16 protein-coding genes are annotated in these 18,096 nt (G+C 66.3%); all 16 read right to left on the bottom strand.

Translation table 11 applies throughout. From position 1 onward, the window contains the following. Window position 1 precedes the first annotated feature (1 nt). The gene (carB, locus tag G369_RS0102730) at window positions 2-3,250 is read right to left on the bottom strand and encodes a carbamoyl-phosphate synthase large subunit (protein ID WP_019652438.1); all 3,249 of its coding nucleotides are present in this window, start codon (window positions 3,248-3,250) and stop codon (window positions 2-4) included. After that, window positions 3,243-4,436, bottom strand: coding sequence for a glutamine-hydrolyzing carbamoyl-phosphate synthase small subunit (gene carA, locus G369_RS0102725; RefSeq protein WP_019652437.1), 1,194 nt, complete (start codon window positions 4,434-4,436; stop codon window positions 3,243-3,245). The genes carB and carA overlap by 8 nt, the downstream gene beginning before the upstream one ends. Window positions 4,437-4,577: 141 nt before the next feature. Then, window positions 4,578-5,363 (bottom strand): TrmH family RNA methyltransferase, encoded by a 786-nt coding sequence (locus G369_RS0102720; RefSeq protein WP_019652436.1) that lies wholly within the window; start codon window positions 5,361-5,363, stop codon window positions 4,578-4,580. 11 nt (window positions 5,364-5,374) lie between these two features. Then, window positions 5,375-6,100, bottom strand: a complete 726-nt coding sequence (rnhB, locus tag G369_RS0102715; protein WP_019653463.1) for a ribonuclease HII — start codon at window positions 6,098-6,100, stop codon at window positions 5,375-5,377. Beyond that, a complete protein-coding gene (lpxB, locus tag G369_RS0102710; protein ID WP_019652435.1) occupies window positions 6,072-7,220 on the bottom strand; it encodes a lipid-A-disaccharide synthase in 1,149 nt (382 codons plus the stop codon). The genes rnhB and lpxB overlap by 29 nt, the downstream gene beginning before the upstream one ends. Window positions 7,221-7,230: 10 nt before the next feature. Continuing rightward, complete coding sequence (gene lpxA / locus G369_RS0102705; protein ID WP_019652434.1) at window positions 7,231-8,019, bottom strand: acyl-ACP--UDP-N-acetylglucosamine O-acyltransferase; 789 nt, start codon at window positions 8,017-8,019, stop codon at window positions 7,231-7,233. A gap of 34 nt (window positions 8,020-8,053) precedes the next feature. Then, window positions 8,054-8,503, bottom strand: a complete 450-nt coding sequence (gene fabZ, locus G369_RS0102700) for a 3-hydroxyacyl-ACP dehydratase FabZ (protein WP_038113972.1) — start codon at window positions 8,501-8,503, stop codon at window positions 8,054-8,056. Window positions 8,504-8,526: 23 nt separating this feature from the next. Continuing rightward, entirely contained in the window at window positions 8,527-9,504 is a 978-nt protein-coding gene (lpxD, locus tag G369_RS0102695) for a UDP-3-O-(3-hydroxymyristoyl)glucosamine N-acyltransferase (RefSeq protein WP_019652432.1), read from the bottom strand. Between the two features lie 14 nt (window positions 9,505-9,518). Continuing rightward, entirely contained in the window at window positions 9,519-10,064 is a 546-nt protein-coding gene (locus G369_RS0102690; RefSeq protein ID WP_019652431.1) for an OmpH/Skp family outer membrane protein, read from the bottom strand. Continuing rightward, entirely contained in the window at window positions 10,065-12,497 is a 2,433-nt protein-coding gene (gene bamA / locus G369_RS0102685) for an outer membrane protein assembly factor BamA (RefSeq protein WP_019652430.1), read from the bottom strand. A 38-nt stretch (window positions 12,498-12,535) separates the two neighbouring features. Next, window positions 12,536-13,909 (bottom strand): RIP metalloprotease RseP, encoded by a 1,374-nt coding sequence (gene rseP, locus G369_RS0102680; RefSeq protein ID WP_019652429.1) that lies wholly within the window; start codon window positions 13,907-13,909, stop codon window positions 12,536-12,538. A gap of 45 nt (window positions 13,910-13,954) precedes the next feature. Beyond that, window positions 13,955-15,145, bottom strand: coding sequence for a 1-deoxy-D-xylulose-5-phosphate reductoisomerase (ispC, locus tag G369_RS0102675; protein WP_019652428.1), 1,191 nt, complete (start codon window positions 15,143-15,145; stop codon window positions 13,955-13,957). After that, window positions 15,142-15,987, bottom strand: coding sequence for a phosphatidate cytidylyltransferase (locus tag G369_RS0102670; RefSeq protein ID WP_019652427.1), 846 nt, complete (start codon window positions 15,985-15,987; stop codon window positions 15,142-15,144). Before G369_RS0102670 ends, ispC begins: the two co-directional genes overlap by 4 nt. 18 nt (window positions 15,988-16,005) lie before the next feature. Next, window positions 16,006-16,728 (bottom strand): polyprenyl diphosphate synthase, encoded by a 723-nt coding sequence (gene uppS / locus G369_RS0102665; RefSeq protein WP_019652426.1) that lies wholly within the window; start codon window positions 16,726-16,728, stop codon window positions 16,006-16,008. Between the two features lie 8 nt (window positions 16,729-16,736). Further along, window positions 16,737-17,297, bottom strand: coding sequence for a ribosome recycling factor (frr, locus tag G369_RS0102660; RefSeq protein ID WP_019652425.1), 561 nt, complete (start codon window positions 17,295-17,297; stop codon window positions 16,737-16,739). Window positions 17,298-17,308: 11 nt separating this feature from the next. Then, on the bottom strand, window positions 17,309-18,031 hold the full coding sequence (gene pyrH / locus G369_RS0102655; protein WP_019652424.1) for a UMP kinase: 723 nt from the start codon (window positions 18,029-18,031) through the stop codon (window positions 17,309-17,311). Window positions 18,032-18,096: the final 65 nt, after the last annotated feature.

Genomic DNA, 18,096 nt, shown 5'->3' with positions numbered 1-18,096 from the left:
CTCAGGCCGCAGCCAGTTGCGCGTGCATTTCCTGCACCGAGATCACGCCGAGCTCGTCCATGAAGCCCATGCCTTCCACCGCGGCTTCGGCGCCGAAGATCGTGGTGAAGGTGGTCACGCGGGCCTGCAGCGCCGAGGTACGGATCTGGCGCGAGTCGGTGATGGCGTTGCGGCGCTCCTCCACCGTGTTGATGACCAAGGCAATCTCGTTGTTCTTGATCATGTCCACGATGTGCGGACGGCCTTCGGTCACCTTGTTCACCGTCGCGCACTCGATGCCTGCGGCGTTGATGGCAGCGGCCGTGCCCTTGGTCGCGATCAGTTCGAAGCCCAGCTTGGCCAAGCCGCGCGCCACTTCGACGGCACGTGCCTTGTCGTTGTTCTTCACCGAGATGAAGACCTTGCCCGACTTCGGCAGGTGCGTGCCCGCGCCCAGCTGCGACTTCACGAAGGCTTCGCCGAAGGTCTTGCCCACGCCCATCACTTCGCCGGTCGACTTCATCTCGGGGCCGAGGATGGTGTCCACGCCCGGGAACTTGACGAACGGGAACACGGCTTCCTTCACGCTGAAGTACGGCGGCGTCACTTCCTTCTCGATGCCCTGCGACTTCAGGGACTGGCCGGCCATGCAGCGTGCCGCCACCTTGGCGAGCTGGATGCCGGTGGCCTTGCTCACGTAGGGCACGGTGCGCGATGCGCGCGGGTTCACTTCGAGCACGTAGATGACGTCCTTGCCGTCCTTCTGCTGGATGGCGAACTGCACGTTCATCAGGCCGACCACGTTCAGCGCGGCCGCCATGGCGGCGCTCTGGCGCTTGAGCTCGGCCACCGTCTCGGCGCTCAGGCTGTACGGAGGCAGCGAGCAGGCGGAGTCGCCCGAGTGCACGCCGGCCTGCTCGATGTGTTCCATCACGCCGCCGATGAGCGTCTGGCCCTCGGCGTCGCGCAGGCAGTCGACGTCGCATTCGACCGCGTCGTTCAGGAAGCGGTCGAGCAGCACCGGCGAGTCGTTGCTGACCTTGACGGCCTCGCGCATGTAGCGCTCGAGGTCGCGCTGCTCGTGCACGATTTCCATCGCACGGCCGCCCAGCACGTAGCTCGGACGCACCACCAGCGGGTAGCCCAGTTCGGAGGCCTTCTCGAGCGCCTCGGCTTCGGTGCGCGCGGTGGCGTTCGGCGGCTGCAGCAGCTTGAGCTCGTGCAGCAGCTTCTGGAAGCGCTCGCGGTCTTCCGCGGCGTCGATCATGTCGGGCGAAGTGCCGATGATCGGCACGCCGTTGGCCTCGAGGTCGAGCGCGAGCTTCAGCGGCGTCTGGCCGCCGTACTGCACGATCACGCCCAGGGGCTTTTCGCGGTCGACGATCTCGAGCACGTCTTCCAGCGTCAGCGGCTCGAAGTACAGGCGGTCGGACGTGTCGTAGTCGGTCGACACGGTCTCGGGGTTGCAGTTGACCATGATGGTCTCGTAGCCGTCCTCGCGCATGGCAAGCGCGGCGTGCACGCAGCAGTAGTCGAACTCGATGCCCTGGCCGATGCGGTTGGGACCGCCGCCGAGCACCATGATCTTCTTCTTGTCGCTCGGATCGGCCTCGCACTCGTCCTCGTAGGTCGAGTACATGTAGGCCGTGTTGGTGGCGAACTCGGCCGCGCAGGTGTCCACGCGTTTGTAGACCGGGCGCACGCCCAGGGCGCGGCGCTTTTCGCGGATGGCAGTGTCGGTCGTGCGCAGTTGCTTGGCCAGGCGGCGGTCGGAGAAGCCCTTCTGCTTCAGCAGGCGCAGCGTGGCGGCGTCGATGTCGTCGAGCGACTTGGTTTCCAGCTCGAGCTCGATCTTCACGATCTCCTCGATCTGCACCAGGAACCACGGGTCGATCTTCGTGAGCGCGAACACTTCCTCGACGCTCATGCCCTGGGCGAAGGCATCGCCCACGTACCAGATGCGCTCGGGGCCGGGCTCGCCCAGCTCCTTCTCGAGCACTTCGCGGTCCTGCGTCTTCTCGTTCATGCCGTCGACGCCGACTTCGAGGCCGCGCAGCGCCTTCTGGAACGACTCCTGGAAGGTGCGACCCATGGCCATCACCTCGCCCACAGACTTCATCTGCGTGGTGAGGCGCGAATCGGCCTGCGGGAACTTCTCGAAGGCGAAGCGCGGGATCTTGGTGACGACGTAGTCGATCGAGGGCTCGAACGACGCCGGCGTGGCGCCGCCGGTGATCTCGTTGCGCAGCTCGTCGAGCGTGTAGCCCACGGCCAGCTTGGCCGCGACCTTGGCGATCGGGAAGCCGGTGGCCTTGGAGGCCAGCGCCGACGAACGCGACACGCGCGGGTTCATCTCGATGACGACCATGCGGCCGTCCTTCGGATTGATCGAGAACTGCACGTTAGAGCCGCCGGTGTCCACGCCGATCTCGCGCAGCACGGCCAGGGAGGCGTTGCGCAGGATCTGGTATTCCTTGTCGGACAGCGTCTGCGCGGGTGCCACGGTGATCGAGTCGCCGGTGTGCACGCCCATCGGGTCGAGGTTCTCGATGGAGCAGACGATGATGCAGTTGTCGGCCTTGTCGCGCACGACCTCCATCTCGTACTCCTTCCAGCCGAGCAGCGACTCTTCGATCAGCAGCTCGTTGGTCGGCGAGGCTTCGATGCCGCGCTTGCAGATGGTCTCGAACTCTTCCGGGTTGTAGGCGATGCCGCCGCCGGTGCCGCCGAGCGTGAAGCTGGGGCGGATCACCGTCGGGAAGCCAACGTGCTTCTGCACCGCCCAGGCCTCGTCCATGGAGTGCGCGATGCCGGAGCGGGCCGAGCCCAGTCCGATCTTGGTCATCGCGTCCTTGAACTTCAGGCGGTCTTCCGCCTTGTCGATGGCTTCGGGCGTGGCGCCGATCAGCTCGACGGGCTTGTTGGTGGATGCGCCCGTGTACTTGTCGAGCACGCCGTTGCGCCACAGGTCGAGCGCGCAATTCAGCGCGGTCTGGCCGCCCATGGTCGGCAGGATCGCGTCGGGACGCTCCTTGGCGATGATCTTCTCGACCGTCTGCCAGGTGATGGGCTCGATGTAGGTGACGTCGGCCGTGGCCGGGTCGGTCATGATCGTCGCGGGGTTGCTGTTGATCAGGATGACCTTGTAGCCTTCTTCGCGCAGCGCCTTGCAGGCCTGCACGCCGGAGTAGTCGAACTCGCAGGCCTGGCCGATGATGATCGGGCCGGCGCCGATGATGAGGATCGATTTGAGGTCTGTGCGCTTAGGCATTCTCTTTCTCCGTCTTTTCCGTCTTGTTCTTTTCCATGAGTGCCGTAAAGCGATCGAACAGGTAGCCGATGTCGTGCGGGCCCGGCGAGGCTTCGGGGTGGCCCTGGAAGCAGAAGGCGGGCTTGTCGGTGCGTGCCAGGCCCTGCAGCGTGTTGTCGAACAGGCTGATGTGGGTGGGACGCAGGTTGGCCGGCAGCGACTTCTCGTCGACCGCGAAACCGTGGTTCTGGCTGGTGATGCTCACGCGGCCGTTGTCGAGGTCCTTCACCGGGTGGTTCGCCCCGTGGTGGCCGAACTTCATCTTGAAGGTCTTGGCGCCGGAGGCCAGCGCCATGATCTGGTGGCCCAGGCAGATGCCGAAGGTCGGGATGCCGGTCTCGATCAGCTCCTTGACGGCGCTGATGGCGTAGTCGCAGGGCTCCGGGTCGCCGGGGCCGTTGGCCAAGAAGATGCCGTCCGGCTTGAGCTTGAGCACGTCGGCCGCGGGCGTCTGCGCCGGCACCACGGTGATGCGCGCGCCGCGCTGGGCGATCATGCGCAGGATGTTCTTCTTGACGCCGTAGTCGAAAGCCACGACGTGGAAGCGCGGCGTGATCTGCACGCCGTAGCCCGCGCCCAGCTTCCACTCGGTCTCGGTCCACTCGTAGGTCTGCTTGACCGACACCACCTTCGCCAGGTCGAGGCCCGCCATGCTCGGCGCGGCCTTGGCGGAGGCGATGGCCTTGTCGATCAGCGCCTGCGTCACGGTCTCGCCCGCGGCCAGGCCCAGGATGCAGCCGTTCTGCGCGCCGTTGGTTCGCAGGTGGCGGGTGAGCTTGCGGGTGTCGATGTTCGCGATGGCCACGGTGTTGCCGGACACGAGGTACTCGGTCAGCGTGGCGGTCTTGCGGAAGTTGGAGGCGACGAGGGGCAGGTCCTTGATGATCAGGCCCGCGGCATGGATCTTGTCGGCTTCGATGTCCTCGCCGTTGACGCCGTAGTTGCCGATGTGCGGATACGTGAGCGTCACGATCTGCTGGCAGTAGCTCGGGTCGGTGAGGATTTCCTGGTAGCCGGTCATGGCGGTGTTGAACACCACTTCACCGGTCGTGGAGCCGGTGGCTCCGATCGAGTTGCCGAGAAAGACCGTGCCGTCTGCGAGCGCCAGGATGGCGGGCGGGAAACTTCCCTTGAGAGACAAAAGCACTGGGTTCTCCGGATGGTTACGGTCGCCCGGAGCCTCAGGCGCGTGCCTGGGGACTGCTGCTTAAGGGGAAGATGGCGTTGTAGGCGGCCGGGCGACGCTGATTTGCGAGTAAGCCCCCGATTGTAGCCCGGACTGGGTGTGTTATTTGGCCAGCAGGGCTGCTCCGCTCGCATGGAGGCAGATCGCGGCCGCGGCGGCCACGTTCAGCGACTCCTCACCGCCTGGCTGGGCGATCCGGATGTGGTGCGAAGCCCGTGCCTCCAGCGCCGCCGAGACGCCCTGCCCTTCATGTCCCATCAACCAGGCGCATGGATGGGGCAATTCGGCCCTGTGCAGCCAGTCGCCGCGGTGGGAGCTGGTGGCGACCAGCGGTACCTTCAGGCCTTCGAGCGCGTCGGCGTCCGCGCCTTCGATCAGCCGCAGGCCGAAATGCGCCCCCATGCCGGCGCGCAGCACCTTGGGCGCCCACAGCGCCGCCGTGCCCTTGAGCGCTATCACCTGGGTGAAGCCGAACGCCGCGGCGCTGCGTAGGATGGAGCCGGCGTTGCCGGCGTCCTGGAGGCGGTCGAGCACGACGCTGGGCGCATCTGCAAGCAGCTCGGGCCGAGACGGCACATCGAGCACGAAGCCCATCGGCGCCGGCGATTCCAGGCCGCTGATGTCGCGCAGGAGGTTGTCGGCAACCACTACGGTTTTGATAGCACCAGCCGACCACTCGGCCGGCGCCTTGGGCCAGAACGACTCCGAGAACACCGCCACGGCGGGCTTGACGCCCCGCGCCAGCGCAGCCCGGCAAAGATGATCGCCTTCGAGCCAGATCCGTCCCAGCTTGCGATAGGCGCCGGGGTCCTGCGCGAGCTTGCGCAGGTCTTTGAGGAGCGGGTTGTCGCGCGAGCTGATGTGGCTGGCGCCGGTGTCGGAAGTCATCGGGGCAAGGCTCAGGGGGCTGCGCGAAGCTCGGGCCGCGACACTTCGATGGCGCCGAGGCCCATCGGCGGCTGGCCGTCGGTTTCGACGGGCAGCGCCACCTTCAAGGTTCCACCGGTACGTGCCAGCGCCGCCGCCACCGGGCTGAAAGACTTGCGGTGGTGCACGCAGGCGCCATGGCGCTGCAGGGCCTCCAGGTGTTCGGGCGTGCCGTAGCCCTTGTGGCCGGCGAAGCCGTAGTGCGGAAACTCGACGTGCAGCTGCTCGCAAAGCCGGTCGCGGTGCACCTTCGCGAGGATCGACGCGGCCGAGATCGCCTTGACCCGCGCATCGCCCTTGACGATGGCCTCGGCCAGCACGTCGAGCGTCGGCAGGCGGTTGCCGTCGACCAGCACCTTCGCCGGCCTGAGCCGCAGCCCCTCGACGGCCCGGCGCATCGCCAGCATGGTCGCCTGCAGGATGTTGTGGGTGTCGATCTCCTCGACGGTGGCCTGCGCGATGGAGCAGCACAGCGCCTTGGCCAGGATCTGGTCGTGCAGGCGTTCGCGCTGCAGGGCCGTGAGCGTCTTGGAATCCGCGAGACCGCGGATAGGCCGCAGGTCGTCGAGGATCACGGCGGCCGCCACCACCGGCCCGGCCAGGGGGCCCCGGCCCGCCTCGTCGACACCGGCGATCAGGCCGGGCGCATCCCACGCCAGCGGGGCCTGCTCAGCCTTCAAGAACTTTCTGGATCGCATCGGCGCAAAGTGTGGGCGTATCGCGCTGCAATTGCACATGCAGCTCTGAAAATCTTTGTTGCAGTGCCCGGGTCTTTTCCGGCGCATCGAGCCAGTCGAGGGTGGCGCGGGCAAGTGCCTCGGGCGTGGCGGCTTCCTGCAGCAACTCGGGCACCACGAAGTCCCGGCACAGGATGTTGGGCAATCCCACCCAGGGCTGCAGCTGCTTGCGCTGCATCAGGCGCCAAGAGAGCGCATTCATGTTGTAGGCGATGACCATCGGCCGCTTGAACAGCGCCGCCTCGAGCGTGGCGGTACCGCTGGCGATCAGCGTGGCGTCGCAGGCGGCCAGCACGGCATGCGACTGGCCGTCGAGCAGCGTGACGCGGCCGGCCATGCCGCTGGCCCGCAGCAGGGTTTCGACTTCGGCACGCAGGCCCGGGATGATCGGAGCCACGAACTGCAGCGCCGGTCGCTCCTTCTGCATCAGCGCCGCAGCGGCGAAGAAGCGGGCGGCCAGGTAGCGGATCTCCGAACGGCGGCTGCCCGGCAGCAGGGCCACGACCGGCGCATCGGGCGCCAGGCCGATCGCCGCACGCGCGCCGGCGCGGTCGGGCACCATCGGAATGACGTTGGCGACGGGATGGCCGACATAGCTCGCGGCGACCCCCTTCTCCGCCAACAGTTCGGGCTCGAAGGGGAAGATGCACAACACGTGGTCGGCTGCGGCGCGGATCTTCTCGATGCGCTCGGGCCGCCAGGCCCAGATCGACGGGCAGACGAAGTGCACCGTCTTCATGCCCTGGCTGCGCAGGCCGGCCTCGAGGTCGAGGTTGAAATCGGGCGCGTCGACGCCGATGAAGAGCTGAGGCCGCTCCTGCAGCAGCCGCGCCTTGAGCTGCCGGCGGATGCCGGCGATCTCGGCGTAGTGCCGCAGCACCTCGATGTAGCCGCGCACCGCGAGCTTCTCCTGCGGCCACCAGCTCTGGAAGCCGTGGGCCAGCATGCGTGGGCCGCCGATACCGGCGCTCTGGAGATCAGGCCAGCGCGCCAGCAGGCCGTCGAGCAGGAGGCCGGCGAGCAGGTCACCGGACGCTTCGCCCGCGACCAGCGCGAAGCGTCGCTGTCCGTCGTTCTGCATGGCCGTCACTTCAGCGCGCGATGCCGCGCGTCGAATTGGCGAGGAAGGATTCCATCAGCGCGACGTCACCGGCCGCCTCGGGCATTTCGGTCGCGAGTGCGGCGATGCCTGCCCGCGCCTCGTCGAGCGTCTTGCCCTGGCGGTACAGCAGGCGGTGCATCTGCTTCACCGCCGCGATCCGCTCGGCGGAGAAATCGCGCCGGCGCAGGCCGACGATGTTGAAGCCGCGCACCGCCAGCGGATTGCCATCGACCAGCATGAAAGGCGGCACGTCCTGCGTGACCGCGCTCGCGAAGCCCAGCATGGCGTGGGCGCCCACGGAGACGAACTGGTGGATGCCCGTGAGCCCGCCGACCGTGACCCAGTCGGCCAGGTGCACGTGCCCGGCCAGCGTCGTGTTGTTGGCCAGCGTGGTGTGGTCGTCCACACGGCAGTCGTGGGCGATGTGCGTGTAGGCCATGATCCAGTTGTCGTTGCCGACACGCGTCACGCCACCTGCCCCGGGCACGCCGAGGTTGAAGGTGCAGAACTCGCGGATCACGTTGCGGTCGCCGATGACGAGCTCGGTCGGCTCGCCGGCGTATTTCTTGTCCTGCGGAACGGCGCCGAGCGACGAGAACTGGAAGATCCTGTTGTCGCGCCCGATGGTGGTGCGCCCCTCGATCACGCAGTGCGCGCCGATGGTGGTGCCCGCGCCGATCCGCACGTGCGGACCGATCACGGCATAGGGCCCGACCGACACCGAGGCGTCGAGCTGTGCCTGGGGGTCGACGATGGCCGTCGAGTGAACCTGGGTCATGCCTTGTGGATGAGCGACTGGCTGCGGCCGGCCATCAGTTGATCTGGCGCATGGCGCACATCAGCGACGCCTCGCAGGCGAGTTCGCTGCCCACCAGGGCCCGGCCCTTGAACTTGGAAATGCCCGCCTTCATGCGCTCGATCTCGACTTCGAGGGTCAGCTGGTCGCCAGGTTCCACGGGGCGCTTGAAGCGGGCACCGTCGATCGCGGCGAAGTAGTAGACGGTGTTGTCGTCCGGCACGATGTCCAGCGAATGGAACGACAGCAGCGCCGCCGCCTGCGCCATCGCTTCGAGCATCAGCACGCCCGGCATCACAGGGCGGTGCGGGAAGTGGCCGTTGAAGAACGGCTCGTTCATCGTCACGTTCTTGAGCGCCGTGATGCGCTTGCCCTTTTCCATGTCCAGCACGCGGTCCACCAGCAGGAACGGGTAGCGGTGAGGCAGCAGCTTGAGGATTTGATGGATATCGAGCGTCGTCGTCATGATTTTCTGTTCCTGCATCGTCGTCATTTTTTCGAGGGAGCCTTCTCCAGCGCCTTCAGTCGTTCGCGCAGGCTGTGCAACTGCTTGAGCGTTGCCGCATTCTTTTCCCAGTTCGCATTGTCATCGATGGGAAACATGCCGGTGTATTGGCCGGCCTTGTGGATGGAACGGGTGACCACGGTCGCGGCCGACACGTGCACGCCGTCGGCGACGGTCAGGTGCCCCAGCACGATGGCACCGCCACCGAAGGTGCATCCGGCACCGATGTTCGCGCTGCCGGCCACGCCGACGCAACCCGCCATGGCCGTGTTCCTGCCGACCCGCACGTTGTGGCCGATCTGGATCAGGTTGTCGAGCTTCACGCCGTCTTCGATGACGGTGTCGTCCAGCGCGCCGCGGTCGATGCAGGTGTTGGCGCCGATCTCGACGTCGTTACCGATGCGCACCGCGCCGAGCTGCTCGATCTTGACCCAGCGCCCCTCGTGCGGGGCGAGCCCGAAGCCGTCGGCACCGATCACCACGCCTGGATGCAGCAGGCATCGTTCGCCGATGAAGCAGTCCTCGCTGACCGTCACGCGCGACTTCAGCACGGTGCCCGCACCGATGCGGGCGCCCCGCTCCACCACGCACAGCGCGCCGATGCGCGCCGTGGCGTCGACCTGCGCTTCAGGGTGGATCACCGCGCTGGGATGGATGAGGTCGGCCTCCGGACGCGCGTGATGCGACTTCCAGAGCTGCGTGAGACGGGCGAAGTAGAGATACGGATCAGGCGTGACGATGTAGGCACCGCGCGCCGCGGCCGCCTCCCGCATGGCGGGCGACACGATCACGCAGGCGGCCTTGGAGGCCGCCAGCTCCTGCTGGTATTTGGGATGGCTCAGGAAGCTGAGCGCATCGGGCTGCGCATTCTGGAGCGGCGCAAGCCGCTCGATGGGCAGCGCCGCATCGCCATGAAGCTCGCCCCCGAGGGCGTCGACAATGGCTCCGAGCTGCAGTGACACGCCGGTTCGCGGCGTTACTTGCCGGCCGCGGGCGCAGGAGAAGCGACGGACGCGTTCAGCGCCTTGATCACCTTGTCGGTGATGTCGTGCTTCGGATTGATGTAGATCGCTTCCTGCAGGATGGCGTCGTACTTCTCGGCTTCAGCCACCTGCTTCACCACGCGGTTGGCGCGCTCGTAGACCTGCTGGAGCTCCTCGTTCTTTCGCGCGTTCAGGTCTTCCTGGAACTCACGGCGCTTGCGCTGGAAATCGCGGTCCTGATCGACCAGCGCGCGCTGGCGGGCGACACGTTGCGACTCGGCCAGAGTCGGCGCCTCGCGCTCGAATTTTTCCGATGCGGCCTTCAGGGCATCGCCCTGCGCCGTCAGGTCCTTCTCGCGCTTGAGGAATTCCGCCTCGAGTTTCGCCTGGGCGTTCTTGGCCGGCTGCGCCTCACGCAGCACGCGGTCCGGATTCACGAAGCCGATGCGAAAGGTTTCCTGCGCCTGGGCCGGAGCCGCGCCAAGTGCAAAAACGGGAATCAACAACGCGCCGGCCGCGGCGCGAATCAAATGCTTCATTTAGAAAGACGTTCCGATCTGGAATTGGAGGCGCTGGATTCTATCCTTGGGGATATAGCCTGCCGTGAAGGGTTGTCCCACTTCCTTCTGGGACCTGACCGGGAAGGCATAGGCGAGGCGCAGCGGACCCAGCGGCGAAATCCAGCTGATACCCAGGCCGACCGAGGCCCGCAGCTTCTTCTCGGCACTCCATTGCTCGTCGGTCACGCCGGGCGCCCGGGTGCCGAACACGTTGCCGATGTCGAAGAAGCCATACAGACGCAGGGTGCGGTCGTTGCCGGCACCCGGGAACGGAGTGCTCAGCTCGGCGTTGAAGATCGCCTTCTTCGTACCGCCGATGGCCGCGCCTTCGCTCTGGAGGAACAGCGGGGCGTCGCGCGGGCCGAGCGAGTTCTGCTCGAAGCCGCGCACCGAACCCAGGCCACCCGCGTAGAAGTTCTTGAAGATCGGGTAGACCTTGTTGCCGAAGGCCTTGGCATAGCCGACTTCGCCGTTGATCGAGAAGGTGTACTGCTTGTTGATCGCGAAGAACTGCTGGTACTGGTAGTTCGTCTTGACGTACTTCATGTCGCCGGCGGCGCCGACTTCGAGGTTGGCACGTTGCAGGCGACCTGTGGTCGGGATCAGGGCACTGTCGCGGCTGTCGCGGCCCCAGCCGACGCTCAGCGGGACGCCCCAGACGCTCTTCTGGCTGCAGTTCACCACCAGCAGGCCCGTGGCGTCCTTCTGGCATCCGAAGTAATTGAGGTACGACGGCGGCGTATACAAGCCGGAGAAAGCAGTCGAGCTGTTCGGGTCGAACGCATAGCGCTCCAGGCCGATGCCGAAGAAGACGGTGTCGACTTCGCTGAACGGCACGCCGAAACGGATGGAGGCGCCCTGGTTCACCAGCTTGTAGTCACCGTCGGTGGAGGTCTGGTACGGACGCGTCGTCGTGTGATAGATGCTGAACGTGCGCGAGATGCCGTCCGCCGTGAAGTACGGATCGGTCGCGGTCAACGACAGCGTACGGTTGTACTTGCTGGTGTTGACCTGCACGCCCAGGAAGTTGCCCGAGCCGAACACGTTCTCCTGCGAGATGCCGAAAGTCAGCGCGACCTTTTCGGCGCTGGAGTAGCCGGCGCCGAGCTGCAGGCTGCCGGTGGGCTTCTCGACCACGCTGACGGTCAGGTCCACCTGGTCCGGCGAGCCGGGCACTTCCTGGGTGTCGACGTTGACTTCGGTGAAGAAGCCCAGGCGGTCCACGCGATCGCGGGACAGCTTGATCTTGTCGCCGTCGTACCAGGAGGCCTCGTACTGGCGGAATTCGCGGCGGATCACCTCGTCGCGGGTCTTGTTGTTGCCGCCGACGGAAACGCGGCGAACGTAGACGCGGCGCGAGGGCTCGGCCTGCAGCGTGAGGGCCACGCGGTTGTTGACGCGGTCGATCTCGGGACGCGCCTGCACGCGCGCGAAGGCGTAGCCGAAGGTGCCGAAGTAGTCGTTGAAGGCCTTGGTGGTCTCGGTGACCTGTTCGCCGTTGTAGGGCTCACCCGGCTTGATGGTGATGAGCGACTTGAACTCGTCGTCGCGGCCGAGGTAGTTGCCGTCCAGCTTGACGCTCGACACCACGAACTTCTCGCCTTCGGTGATGTTGACGGTCACCGTCAGGTCCTTGCGGTCCGGCGAGATAGCGACCTGGGTCGAGTCGATGCGGAACTCGAGATAGCCGCGCGTGATGTAGTACGAGCGCAGGGTTTCGAGGTCGGCGTTGAGCTTGGTGCGCGAATACTGGTTCGACTTCGTGTACCAGCTCATGAAGCCGCCGCTGTCCTGGTCGAACAGGCTCAGCAGAGTCGATTCGCTGAAGGCCTTGTTGCCCACCACGCGCACTTCGCGGATGCGGGCCGATTCGCCTTCGGTCACGGTGAAGGTCAGGTTGACGCGGTTGCGCTCGATCGGCGTGACGGTGGTCACGACCTGCGCGTTGTACAGGCTGCGGCTCACGTACTGGCGCTTGAGCTCCTGCTCGGCGCGGTCGGCCAGAGCCTTGTCGTAGGGCCGGCCATCGGCAAGGCCGACTTCGCGCAGCGCCTTCTGCAGCGCGGCCTTGTCGAACTCCTTGGTGCCGACGAAGTCGACATCGGCGATGGTCGGGCGCTCTTCCACGATGACCACCAGCACGTTGCCGTTCACGTCGATGCGAACGTCCTTGAACAACCCCAGATCGAACAGCGCGCGAATGGCGGCGGAACCGCGCTCGTCGCTGTAGGTATCGCCCACGCGCAGCGGCAGCGACGCGAAGACCGTACCGGCCTCGACGCGTTGCAGACCTTCGACGCGGATGTCGCGCACCGTGAAGGGTTCGACGGCCCAGGCGGCCGAAGCTGCAAGCGCACTTGCAACCACCGCGACAACGCTACGCAGGCGAAAGCGACTGAAGTTTTTGTTCATCTGTGAATTGAGCCGGCACGGAAAGGGCCGGCAGAAAGTTAACCAAAGAGCCGCGTGACGTCGTTGAAGAGTGCGACCGACATCATGACCAGCAACAGGGCCACACCCCCGCGCTGAAGCCGTTCCATCCAGGCGTCGGAGACGCTCTTGCCGGTCAGGCCCTCCCAAAGATAATACATCAGGTGTCCTCCATCGAGGACCGGCAGCGGCATGAGATTGAGCACCCCGAGGCTCACGCTGATGAGCGCCAGGAACACCAGGTACTGCGTCAATCCGAGGCTCGCGGACTTGCCCGCGTAGTCGGCTATCGTGAGAGGACCGCTGAGATTCTTGATCGACGCTTCGCCGATGACCATCTTGCCCATCATGCGAACGGTCAGCGCGGACACCTCCCAGGTGCGCACCACGCCACGCCAGATGCCATCGATCACCCCCTGGCGCACAGTCACCATTTCAGCCGGTGCGCCGACATAGGCGCCCACACGCCCCACCTTGGCGCCGCCCTCTTCGCGAACCTCGGGCTTCACGTCGATGGTGAGCGAACGGCCGCCGCGCTCGATCTCCCAGGCCTGCGTGCGCGGCTGGCCGTTGTCGACCGATGCGCGGATCGCTTCGCGCAATTGCTGGCCGTCGATGATCGCCGTGGCGCCGATGGCACGGACCACGTCGCCCTTGAGCAGGCCGGCCGACTCGGCTGCACTGCCCTTCATGACCTCTCCGATCTCGGGCCGGGTCAGGGGTGCCAGCACGCCGATCTTGCGGAACATCTGCGGATCGGCGTCTCTGGCCTCCATGCGGCTCAGCGGAAGCACCAGTTCACGTGCAGGCCGACCGCCCTCGCCCGCGACCTCGATGGTCAGGTCCCGGCCGTCGAGCGCACCGCGCGTCATGCGCCAGCGCAGATCCTCGAAGGACTGGACCGGCGTCAGGTCGCCGTCGAAACCGGCACGGGTGATGTGCTCGCCGCCCTTCAGGCCGGCCGATTCGGCGATCGAGCCCGCCACCGGGCGCGCCAGCGTGGCAACAGGTTCCTGCACGCCGATCCAGTTGACCGCCGTGTAGAGCACCACCGCCAGCAGCAGGTTGGCGATCGGCCCGGCCGCCACGATGGCCGCACGCGAACGCAGGGGCTGGGTATTGAAGGCGCGGTGGCGTTCCTCGGGCGCAACGGGACCTTCGCGCTCGTCGAGCATCTTGACGTAGCCGCCGAAGGGAAATGCGCCGATCACGAACTCGGTCTTCTGGCCCGGATGCTGCCGCTTCGGCTCCCATCGGAGAAGCGCCTTGCCGAAACCGACGGAGAAACGCTCCACCTTGACGCCACAGGCCACCGCGACGCGGTAATGGCCGTACTCATGCACCGCGATCAGGACACCGAGTGCAACTACAAAGGCTATGACAGTAAGCAGCATCGGAGTCCTTGCTTTTCGGGGAAAGGCGTCGCTCGGTCAGGTACTTCAGGCAGCGAATCGCAGGGCCGCGGCATTGGCTGCCGCCCGGGCGCTGGCGTCGATCGCCAGCAGGTCGGCCAGCGATGCCGGCTTGGAGGGAGCCACTCTTTCCAAAGTTTCCATGTTGACTGCATGTATGCAATCGAACCGCAAACGGCGGTCAAGGAAGGCCTCGACCGCGACCTCGTTGGCAGCGTTGAGCACCGCCGTTGTGCCCGGCGCGGCTCGCAAGGCGTGCCAGGCCAGGCCCAGCCCCGGAAAGAGCGCCGAATCGGGCGACTCGAAGGTAAGCGAGCCCATCTGGCGGAAGTCGAGCCGCGCGGCGCCGCTTTCGACGCGCTCGGGCCAGGCCAGACCTACCGCGATCGGCACACGCATGTCGGGCGTGCCGAGCTGGGCGATGACGGAGGCGTCGGTGAACTGGACCATCGAGTGCACCACGCTCTGCGGATGGATGACCACCTCGATCTGCTCAGGCGACACGCCGAACAGATGGCGCGCCTCGATCACCTCGAGCGCCTTGTTCATCATGGTGGCCGAATCGACCGAGATCTTGCGGCCCATCACCCAGTTCGGATGCGCGCAAGCCTGCTCGGGCGTCACCATCCGGAGGGTCTCGGGCGCGCGGGTACGGAACGGGCCGCCCGAGGCGGTCAGGATGATCTTGTCGATGCGCCGCGCCCACGTGGATGGGTCCTCGGGCAGCGACTGGAAGATGGCCGAATGCTCACTGTCGATGGGCAGCAGCGTCGCCCCGCCCTCGCGCACAGTACGCATGAAGAGCTCGCCGCCGACGACGAGCGCCTCCTTGTTGGCCAGCAGCAGCCGCTTGCCGGCGCGCGCCGCGGCCAGGCACGGCCCCAGGCCGGCAGCGCCGACGATGGCCGCCATCACGGCATCGGTTTCGTCGTGCGACGCTATCGTTTCAAGAGCATCGTCGCCCATCAGCACGACCGTCTTCAGGCCGTTCTGCTTCAGCTTCTCGGCCAGCAGCGCGGCGTGCGGCGCACTGGCCATCACCGCGAATTTCGGGGAGAACTGCGCGCATTGCGCCAACAGCTCGTCGACCCTGGTGGCCGCGGAAAGCGCGAAAACCTCGAATTGCTCGGGGTGGCGCGAAATGACGTCGAGCGTGCTCACACCGACCGAACCGGTCGATCCGAGCACCGTAACGCGTTGTCTTCTGGATGAATTCACAGGGAAGCCAGCATCATGGCAATGGGCAACGCCGGCAAGAGGGCATCCACGCGGTCGAGGACGCCGCCATGGCCGGGCAGCAGCCGGCTGCTGTCCTTGGCGCCGGCGCTGCGCTTGATGAGAGATTCGACGAGGTCGCCCACGACGCTCATGGCCGCGAGGAACAGCGCAGCCAGCAGCAGCAGCCACCAGCCGCGATCGGCGAGACGTGTGTACAGGCTGGCCACCGTGGCGCCGGCTGCCTTGTCGGCCCAGACCCAGGCGAAGGCCAGCACCACCACGCCGATCATGCCGCCCCAGACGCCCTCCCAGCTCTTGCCGGGGCTGATGGCCGGAGCGAGCTTGCTGCGGGTGAACTTGAGGCCGAAGGCGCGGCCGGCGAAATAGGCGAACACGTCGGCCACCCACACCAGCACGAGGATCGACAGCAGGAAGTTGATGCCGATCATGCGCGCCTGCACCGCGGCAAGCCAGGCAACCCACAACGCCAGCAGGCCGCCGACCAGGCGCAGCCCTCGCGGAATGCGCGGCCAACCGGGCACGGCGACTCGAAGCAAGGCTGCGCCGCCCAGCACCCAGGCCGCGCTGGCCAGGGTCCACATCAGGATCAGCGGCTGCGCCAGCAACCCGAGCCACCAGGACAACGCGCACAGCGCGATGGTTTCGGCACCCAGGAAAAGCGACACGCCCTGGCCGTAGCCGTTCAGGCGGCCCCATTCCCAGGCGCCGGCGCCGATCAGCACCAGCATGACGCAGCCGAAGGGGATGTAACTTGGATAGAACAGCGCCGGCAGCAGGATCGCGAGAAGCACGATCGCCGTGATGATTCGTTGCTTGAGCATGCGGAGGCTGCCGGGCCGTCAGGCCTCGGCGGTGGAAGAGACTTGCGCCGAGGTCTGGCCGAAGCGCCGTTCGCGCCCCTGGAAGGCCGCGATGGCCTCGTCGAGCGCGGCCTCGTCGAATTCGGGCCACAGCTTGTCGCTGAAGAAGAGCTCGGCGTAGGCGCTCTGCCAGAGCAGGAAATTGGAAAGACGCTGCTCTCCGCCGGTGCGGATGAACAGGTCAGGATCAGGCACATGGGCCAGCGCCATGGCGCGATCGAGGCTGAGTTCCGTGATCGGCTCGCCCTTCGCAGCGAGCTTGGCGGCAGCCTGCGCGATGTCCCACCGGCCGCCGTAGTTGAAGCAGACGTTGAGCACGAGCCGCGTGTTGTGCGCCGTGGCGGCTTCGGCCTCGAGCAGGCCGTTCACCATCTTGGGCGACAGGCCCGCGCGTTCGCCGACGAAATGCAGCTGCACGCCGTCGGCGCTGAGCTTGGGCACCTCGCGGGCGAGCGCGCCGACCATCAGTTCCATGAGCCCGGAAACCTCCTCGACAGGACGATTCCAGTTCTCGGAAGAAAACGCGAACACGGTGAGCACACCCACGCCGCGCTCGGCGCAGGCCTTGACGCAGCGGCGCAGCGATTCGACGCCCTGCTTGTGCCCTGCGATACGGGGAAGAAAGCGCCGCGTCGCCCAGCGGCCGTTGCCGTCCATGACGATGGCAACGTGGTGGGGAATGCGCGGCGCCGACGAGGCCATGGCAGGCCTCAAACGGCCATGATCTCCGCTTCCTTGGCCGCGACCAGGCGGTCGATTTCCGCGATATGGCGGTCGGTGACCTTCTGGATCTCGGCTTCGGCGCGCTTCTGCTCGTCCTCGGAGGCCAGCTTTTCCTTGACCAGCTTCTTGACCGCCTCGTTCGCATCGCGGCGCAGGTTGCGCGTGGCGATCTTGGCGCTCTCGCCTTCGTTGCGGACCAGCTTGGTCATTTCCTTGCGGCGCTCTTCGCTCATGGCGGGCAGCGGCACGCGGATCAGGTCGCCCATCGAGGCAGGGTTGAGGCCCAGGTCGCTTTCGCGAATGGCCTTCTCGATCTTGGCGCCCATGCCCTTTTCCCACGGCTGCACGCTGAGGGTGCGCGAATCGAGCACCGACACGTTGGCAACCTGGCTCAGGGGCACCTGGGAGCCGTAGTACTCCACGTGGATCGAGTCGAGCAGCGCCGAATTGGCACGGCCCGTACGGATCTTGGTGAGGTTGTTCTGGAATGCGGCGATCGACTGGTTCATCTTCGCGTCGGTCGCACTGCGGATGTCTGCAATGGTCATCTCAAATACTCCTAGGCATGCACCAGCGTGCCTTCGTCCTCGCCCATGACAACGCGCTTGAGCGCGCCATTCTTGAAGATCGAGAACACCTTGATCGGCAGCTTCTGGTCGCGGCACAGCGCAAAGGCCGTGGCGTCCATGATGCCGAGGTTCTGCGCAATCGCCTCGTCGAAGGTCAACGTGGCGTAGCGGGTTGCGTCGGGGTTGGTCTTGGGGTCGGCGGTGTAGACGCCATCGACCTTGGTCGCCTTGAGCACCAGCTCGGCGCCGATCTCGGCACCACGCAGCGCAGCGGCCGTGTCGGTGGTGAAGAACGGGTTGCCCGTACCGGCCGCGAACACGACGACCTTGCCCTCTTCGAGGTACTGCAGCGCCTTGGGGCGCACATAGGGCTCGACCACCTGCTCGATCGCGATCGCGGACATCACGCGGGCCACGAGGCCCTGCTTGTCCATCGCGTCGGCCAGGGCCAGCGAATTCATGACCGTGGCCAGCATGCCCATGTAGTCGGCCGTGGCTCGGTCCATGCCGACCGAACCGCCTGCGACGCCGCGGAAGATGTTGCCGCCGCCGATCACGACCGCCACCTGGACGCCCATGTTCACGACCTCGGCCACCTCCTGCACCATGCGCACGATGGTCGCGCGGTTGATGCCGAAGGCATCGTCACCCATCAACGCCTCTCCCGACAGCTTCAACAAGATTCGCTTGTGGGCTGGACGGGCATCAGACATGGGCAATTTCCTTTGGTTGGGCGGGACGAGTGTAAAACGTGACGATGAAAAAACGACGGTGCGCG

Source organism: Variovorax atrisoli 110B, from assembly GCF_000382045.1.
Classification (GTDB): Bacteria; Pseudomonadota; Gammaproteobacteria; order Burkholderiales; family Burkholderiaceae_C; genus Variovorax; species Variovorax atrisoli.
The sequence above is the reverse complement of the archived record's forward strand: the minus strand, read 5'-3'. Positions and strand labels throughout refer to the sequence as shown.

Bases quoted from the DNA above. Each gene is read 5' to 3' on its own strand.
- carB (WP_019652438.1), bottom strand. From the start codon at position 3,250: ATGCCTAAGCGCACAGACCTCAAATCGATCCTCATCATCGGCGCCGGC.
- G369_RS0102720 (WP_019652436.1), bottom strand. From the start codon at position 5,363: ATGACTTCCGACACCGGCGCCAGCCACATCAGCTCGCGCGACAACCCG.
- rnhB (WP_019653463.1), bottom strand. From the start codon at position 6,100: ATGCGATCCAGAAAGTTCTTGAAGGCTGAGCAGGCCCCGCTGGCGTGG.
- lpxB (WP_019652435.1), bottom strand. From the start codon at position 7,220: ATGCAGAACGACGGACAGCGACGCTTCGCGCTGGTCGCGGGCGAAGCG.
- lpxA (WP_019652434.1), bottom strand. From the start codon at position 8,019: ATGACCCAGGTTCACTCGACGGCCATCGTCGACCCCCAGGCACAGCTC.
- fabZ (WP_038113972.1), bottom strand. From the start codon at position 8,503: ATGACGACGACGCTCGATATCCATCAAATCCTCAAGCTGCTGCCTCAC.
- G369_RS0102690 (WP_019652431.1), bottom strand. From the start codon at position 10,064: ATGAAGCATTTGATTCGCGCCGCGGCCGGCGCGTTGTTGATTCCCGTT.
- bamA (WP_019652430.1), bottom strand. From the start codon at position 12,497: ATGAACAAAAACTTCAGTCGCTTTCGCCTGCGTAGCGTTGTCGCGGTG.
- rseP (WP_019652429.1), bottom strand. From the start codon at position 13,909: ATGCTGCTTACTGTCATAGCCTTTGTAGTTGCACTCGGTGTCCTGATC.
- G369_RS0102670 (WP_019652427.1), bottom strand. From the start codon at position 15,987: ATGCTCAAGCAACGAATCATCACGGCGATCGTGCTTCTCGCGATCCTG.
- uppS (WP_019652426.1), bottom strand. From the start codon at position 16,728: ATGGCCTCGTCGGCGCCGCGCATTCCCCACCACGTTGCCATCGTCATG.
- frr (WP_019652425.1), bottom strand. From the start codon at position 17,297: ATGACCATTGCAGACATCCGCAGTGCGACCGACGCGAAGATGAACCAG.
- pyrH (WP_019652424.1), bottom strand. From the start codon at position 18,031: ATGTCTGATGCCCGTCCAGCCCACAAGCGAATCTTGTTGAAGCTGTCG.